Genomic DNA, 6,213 nt, shown 5'->3' on the forward strand with positions numbered 1-6,213 from the left:
CGCCGGGGCGCGATGAAAAGCGCGCGCGGTCTCAGCCGTCCGAGTCCGCGCGCAGCTTGCGCAGCCGCCAGACGAGGCTCGATGTGTCGAAGCGGTTGCCGCCGAGCGTCTGCACGTCGCCGTAGAACTGGTCGACGAGCGCCGTCACCGGCAGCGCCGCGCCGATGCGCTTCGCCTCGTCGATGCAGATGCCCAGGTCCTTGCGCATCCAGTCGACGGCGAAGCCGTAGTCGAACTTGCCGTCGACCATGGTCTTGCCGCGGTTGTCCATCTGCCAGCTTGCCGCCGCGCCCTTGCCGATCACGTCGAGCACGAGCGGCATGTCGAGGCCCGCGAGCTGCCCGAAGTTGATCGCCTCCGACAGCGCCTGCACCATCCCCGCGACGCAGATCTGATTGACCATCTTCGCGAGCTGGCCCGCGCCTGCCTCGCCGATGCGCGTGACGGCCGCCGCATAGTGGCCGAGCACCGGCCGCACGCGCTCGAACACGTCCGCCGCGCCGCCGCACATGATCGTCAGCTTGCCGTTCTGCGCGCCCGACTCGCCGCCGGACACCGGCGCGTCCATGAAGGCAAGGCCGCGCCCGGCCGCGATCTGCGCGAGCTCGCGCGCGACGTTCGCCGATGCCGTCGTATGGTCCACGAAAGGCGTACCTTTCTCCATGCCTTCGAATGCGCCATGCTCGCCGAGGACGATGCTGCGCAGGTCGTCGTCGTTGCCCACGCAGGCGAGCACGAGACCGGCGCCGCCGGCTGCCTCGCGCGGCGTGCGCGCGGCGCGTCCGCCGTATTGCGCGACCCACTGTTCGGCCTTCGCAAACGTGCGGTTGTACACGGTCACGTCCAGCCCGGCCCGCGCGAGATGGCCCGCCATCGGGTAGCCCATGACGCCCAGGCCGAGAAATGCAACGCGCCGCACGGCGGCACCGGACGGTGAAGTGAAAGATTGTGTCACGAGCGCTCCTTTCGACAAGCAAGGTTGGCAGGGTGGAATATCAGGCGGGCCGGGGCGTTAACCATCGGGCGCGCCGATAAAGGCGATCCGAAATAGCGATTTTACTTCTGTATGTATCACTCCTACGATCGATGATGACGTGGTCGCGTGTGCGTTGCAGGTGCGGCGCAACGCCCCGAGGAGGCTGACATGGAACACGGCGCTCGTACGCAGGACGAGAAGCTCGATATGAAGACGACGACGTGCTACATGTGCGCGTGCCGCTGCGGCATACGCGTGCATCTGCGCGACGGCGAAGTGCGCTACATCGACGGCAACCCGAACCATCCGCTGAATCAGGGCGTCATCTGCGCGAAAGGCGCCTCGGGGATCATGAAGCAGTATTCGCCCGCGCGCCTCACGCAGCCGCTGATGCGCAAGCGGGACGCCGAGCGCGGCGCGGCGCAGTTCGAGCCGGTGTCGTGGGAAGTCGCGTTCGACACGCTCGAAAAGCGGCTCGCGCATCTGCGCGCCACCGACCCGAAGAAGTTCGCGCTCTTCACCGGCCGCGACCAGATGCAGGCGCTCACCGGCCTTTTCGCCAAGCAGTTCGGCACGCCCAACTACGCGGCGCACGGCGGCTTCTGCTCGTCCAACATGGCGGCCGGCATGATCTACACGATCGGCGGCTCGTTCTGGGAGTTCGGCGGACCGGACCTCGACCGCGCGAAGCTTTTCTTCATGATCGGCACGGCGGAGGATCATCATTCGAATCCGCTCAAGATCGCCCTTTCGAAGTTCAAGCGCGCGGGCGGCCGCTTCATCGCGATCAATCCGATCCGCACGGGCTACGCCGCGATCGCCGACGAATGGGTGCCGATCCGCCCGGGCACCGATGGCGCGCTCTTCATGGCGTTCATCCATGAAATGATCGCGAACGATAGCTACGATCACGAGTTCGTCACGCGCTATACGAACGCCGCCGAGCTGCTCGACATGAACGAGGCGAGCGAGACGTTCGGCCTGTTCGTGCGCGATCCCGAGGCGTCCGAGGGCAATCCGCTCTTTCCGCAGAACCACATGTGGTGGGATCGCGCGACCCGTCGCGCGGTTCCCCATCACGCGGCGGGCGCCGATCCCGCGCTCGACGGCCGCTACACGCTCGATGACGGCACGCCGGTGACCCCGTCGTTTGCGCTGCTGCGCGAGCGCGTGGCGGACTGCACGCCGGAGTGGGCCGCCGGGATCACCGGCATTCCCGCGGCCACGATCCGCCGGCTCGCGGCCGAGATGGCGCAGGTGAGCCGCGATCACAAGATCACGTTGCCGATCTCCTGGACCGACGCCTGGGGCAAGACGCACGACACCGTGACCGGCAACCCCGTCGCCTTTCACGCGATGCGCGGACTCGCCGCGCATTCGAACGGCTTCCAGTCGATCCGTGCGCTCGCGGTGCTGATGTCGCTGATGGGCACGATCGACCGGCCGGGCGGATTCCGGCACAAGTCGCCGTTTCCGCGTGCCGTGCCGCCGTCGGCGAAACCGCCGAATCACCCCGACGCGGTGAAGCCGAATACGCCGCTCGCCACCGGGCCACTCGGCTGGCCCGCGGCGCCGGAGGACCTCTTCATCGACGATGCGGGCGGGCCCGTGCGCATCGACAAGGCGTTCTCGTGGGAGTACCCGCTCGCGGTCCACGGCGTGATGCACAGCGTCATTACGAACGCGTGGCGCGGCGACCCGTATCCCATCGACACGCTGATGATCTTCATGGCGAACATGGCGTGGAATTCGTCGATGAACACGGTCGAAGTGCGCAAGATGCTCGCCGACAGGCACGACAACGGCGAGTACAAGATTCCGTTCATCGTAGTGTGCGACGCGTTCCAGTCGGAGATGACGGCGTTCGCCGACCTGATCCTGCCCGATACGACGTATCTGGAAAGGCACGACGTGATGTCGATGCTCGATCGCCCGATCTCGGAGTTCGACGGCCCGGTGGATTCGGTGCGCGTGCCTGTCGTGCCGCCCACGGGCGAGTGCAAGCCGTTCCAGGAAGTGCTGATCGAACTGGCGGGCCGCCTGAAGCTGCCCGCCTTCACGACGCCCGAGGGCACGCGCAAGTACCGCGACTATCCCGAGTTCATCGTCAATCATCAGACCGCGCCGGGTTCGGGTGTCGGCTTCCTGATCGGCTGGCGCGGCAAGGACGGCGACAAGGCGCTCGTCGGCGAACCGAATCCCAACCAGTGGGAGCAGTACGCGAAGAACAACTGCGTGTTCCATTACACGCTGCCCGAAACGCTGCAGTACATGCGCAATTGCAACGGGCCGTACCTCGACTGGGCGGTCGAAAAGGGCTTTCGCAAGTTCCACGAGCCGATCCTGATCCAGCTGTACTCGGACGTAATGCAGAAATTCCGGCTCGCGGCGCAAGGGCGCACGAAGGGCCGGCAGCCGCCGGATCACTTGCGCGCGCGCGTCGAGCGGTATTTCGACCCGCTGCCGTTCTGGTATCCGCCGCTCGAGCGCGACTCCACGGACCTCGCGCGCTATCCGCTCGCGGCGGTCACGCAGCGGCCGATGGCGATGTACCACTCGTGGGACTCGCAGAACGCGTGGCTGCGGCAGATTCACGGCGAGAACTATCTCTTCATGAATCCGCTGATGGCGCGCGAGAACGGCATCGAGGACGGCGGCTGGATCTATGTCGAATCGCAGTGGGGCAAGGTCCGCTGCATGGCGCGCTTCAGCGAGGCGGTCGAGCCAGGCACCGTGTGGACCTGGAACGCAATCGGCAAGGCGTCGGGCGCGTGGAACCTCGGCCCGGACGCGAACGAATCGCAGCGCGGCTTCCTGCTCAATCACCTGATCACCGACGAGCTGCCGGGCGCGACACCGGCTGAAGCCCGCTTCTCGAACTCGGACCCCGTGACGGGACAGGCCGCCTGGTACGACGTGCGCGTGCGCGTCTATCCGGCCGAAGCCGACGCGGACCACACGCTCCCGCAGTTCGCGCCGATGCAGGCGGTGCCGGGCATGACAGGCGTGATCCAGCGCGTCGTGCAGACGTATTTTGCCGGGCGGGGCGAATTCGCCGCGCGCCTTCGCAACACCGTGAAACGCAATTGACGAGGAGCGACAAATGACCCAGATGGCGCTCGTGATCGACCTGAACGTCTGCGTGGGATGCCACGCCTGCGTGACGAGCTGCAAGGAGTGGAACACGTCGGGGGAGGCCGGCAGTCTCGCCGATCTGCGTCCCTATGACGCCGATCCGTCCGGCACCTTCTTCAATCGCGTGCAGACGTTCGAGGCGGGCGAGTTTCCGCTCGCCGACACCATCCACTTTCCGAAGTCGTGCCTGCACTGCGAGGACCCGCCGTGCGTGCCCGTCTGTCCGACCGGCGCGAGCTACAAGCGCAAGGAAGACGGGCTCGTGCTGGTGGATTTCGACAAGTGCATCGGCTGCAAGTATTGCGCGTGGGCGTGTCCCTACGGCGCGCGCGAGCTCGACGAAGAGCGCAAGGAAATGACCAAGTGCACGCTGTGCGCGGATCGCATCCACAACGAGGCGCTGTCCGAACGCGACCGCAAGCCCGCGTGCGTGCTGGCCTGCCCGACGTCGGCCCGGCTTTTCGGCGATATCCACGACCCCGAATCGGTCGTTTCGAAGGCGATCCGCGAGCGCGGCGGCTACCAGCTGATGCCGGAGTGGGAAACGAAGCCCGCGAACCACTATCTGCCGCGCCAGCCGGTCACGTCGTGCGCAAGCGCGTCGTGCTCGTGCGGGCCGCAACGCGCGGAGGACATGTCGACCGATGCGCAGCTCGAACGCGGCGAGGTGCATCTCGCGTCGATGGCGGTGCGCGTCTGACCGGTTTCATCAAGATTGAGGGAGCAGCAACATGAAGCCTGCGTTTTCTGTCGTGTTTCTCACGACGCTTTCCGGCGCGGCACAGGGCCTGATGATCGCGCTGTTCGGCGTGGAGCTTGCCGCGCGGCTCGGCCTGGTCGCCGCAACCGCGGCACCGCCGCCGATCTTCTTCGTTGCCGGCGCGGCGCTGGCGGTCGTCCTTGGCGTGCTGGGGCTCGTCGCTTCGTTCTTTCACCTCGGGCATCCGGAGCGGGCATGGCGCGCGATCGCGATGTGGCGCACGTCGTGGCTCTCGCGTGAATGCCTGTGCCTGCCCGTGTTTCTGGCCTGCGCGGCGGCGTATGGCGTCGCGCACTGGTTCGCTTCGCCGTATTCCCTCGTGATCGGCGCGCTCGGCGTGGTTGCGAGCGGCGCGCTCTTCGTCTGCACGGCGATGATCTACGCCTGCCTGCGCTTCCTGCAGGAATGGGCGACGCCGCTCACCATGGTCAACTTCGTGCTGCTCGGCTGCGCGTCGGGTTTTACCATCGCCACCGCTTGCGCGGCGTGGCTCGCCCCGGCGCAGGCCGGCGGGCTTGCCATCTGCGCGTGCGTGCTGACCATCGCGGGATGCGCGAGCCGCGTCGCATCGCTTGCGCGCAACGCACGCCTGCGGCCGAAGTCGACGGTGCAGAGCGCGACCGGCATCAAGGGGCCGAACGTCGTGCAGAAGTCGCGCGGCTTCACCGCCGGCGCGTTCAACCTGCGCGAGTTCTTTCACGGACAGACGCCGCGCACCTTGCAGCGCGTGAAATGGACGTTCCTCGTCGTGGCGTTCGGCGTGCCTTTCGTGCTGATGGTGCTCGGGGCGAGCACGTCGTCGGTGGGCGTGTCGATTGCGCTCTTCTGCGCCGCCTGCGTGTTGCAATATGCGGGGCTCGTCGCGGAACGCTGGTTCTTCTTCGCGGAAGCGCGGCATCCGCAAAACCTGTATTACGCGCGAGCCGCGTAGCGGGCCGGCCACGCGATAGCGGCCTTAAACGAGCAAATGGCGGACGCCGTCTGGCGTTCGCAGTCAATTTCGCTCGCCGCGGCGTCGCATTTGCGACGCCGCGGCGCTGCCGCACCCCGTCTCCCCCGTGCGGCGTATGCGCGGCCGTCGGTATGAAGATTGTCGCTTGAATCTTCCGAACGCCCGGCGCATATTGCGTGCAGACCAACCCCTGCGTGCGTGGGAGACCCGTTCCGATGCGTGACGTTCGAAACTCCGCCGTGCCGCGGCCCGCCTGGCGATTTTCGGGGCCCGAAGAGGACGCCCGGCCGAGTCTGCCGGAAGTCTATTCGTCGATACACGTGCCTGCGGGCGGTCTCTGGCTGCGGCGCTTTCTGGCATTCGCGGGTCCGGGCTACATGATCTCGGTCG

The 6,213-nt window shown here is 66.8% G+C and carries 4 protein-coding genes; 3 read left to right on the plus strand and 1 reads right to left on the minus strand.

Going from position 1 to position 6,213, the window contains the following annotated elements:
- Positions 1-31 precede the first annotated feature (31 nt).
- Positions 32-955, minus strand: coding sequence for an NAD(P)-dependent oxidoreductase (locus tag BG61_RS32905; RefSeq protein WP_035935813.1), 924 nt, complete (start codon positions 953-955; stop codon positions 32-34).
- Positions 956-1,144: 189 nt separating this feature from the next.
- On the opposite strand from BG61_RS32905, the gene BG61_RS32910 reads away from it, so the two are divergent.
- From BG61_RS32910 to BG61_RS32920, 3 genes are read left to right on the plus strand one after another with little or no spacing between them, the layout of a single operon-like run.
- Positions 1,145-4,066 (plus strand): molybdopterin oxidoreductase family protein, encoded by a 2,922-nt coding sequence (locus BG61_RS32910; protein ID WP_035935753.1) that lies wholly within the window; start codon positions 1,145-1,147, stop codon positions 4,064-4,066.
- Between the two features lie 13 nt (positions 4,067-4,079).
- Entirely contained in the window at positions 4,080-4,811 is a 732-nt protein-coding gene (locus BG61_RS32915; protein WP_035935750.1) for a 4Fe-4S dicluster domain-containing protein, read from the plus strand.
- Positions 4,812-4,842: 31 nt separating this feature from the next.
- Positions 4,843-5,802 (plus strand): dimethyl sulfoxide reductase anchor subunit family protein, encoded by a 960-nt coding sequence (locus BG61_RS32920; protein ID WP_035935747.1) that lies wholly within the window; start codon positions 4,843-4,845, stop codon positions 5,800-5,802.
- The last annotated feature ends 411 nt before the right edge of the window (positions 5,803-6,213 follow it).

Origin of the sequence: Caballeronia glathei (genome assembly GCF_000698595.1) — a bacterium.
GTDB classification, from domain to species: domain Bacteria; phylum Pseudomonadota; class Gammaproteobacteria; order Burkholderiales; family Burkholderiaceae; genus Caballeronia; species Caballeronia glathei.

What these genes read in the sequence shown, in the direction of transcription:
- BG61_RS32915 (WP_035935750.1), top strand. Translation starts at nt 4,080, where the DNA reads ATGACCCAGATGGCGCTCGTGATCGACCTGAACGTCTGCGTGGGATGC.
- BG61_RS32920 (WP_035935747.1), top strand. Translation starts at nt 4,843, where the DNA reads ATGAAGCCTGCGTTTTCTGTCGTGTTTCTCACGACGCTTTCCGGCGCG.
- BG61_RS32910 (WP_035935753.1), top strand. Translation starts at nt 1,145, where the DNA reads ATGGAACACGGCGCTCGTACGCAGGACGAGAAGCTCGATATGAAGACG.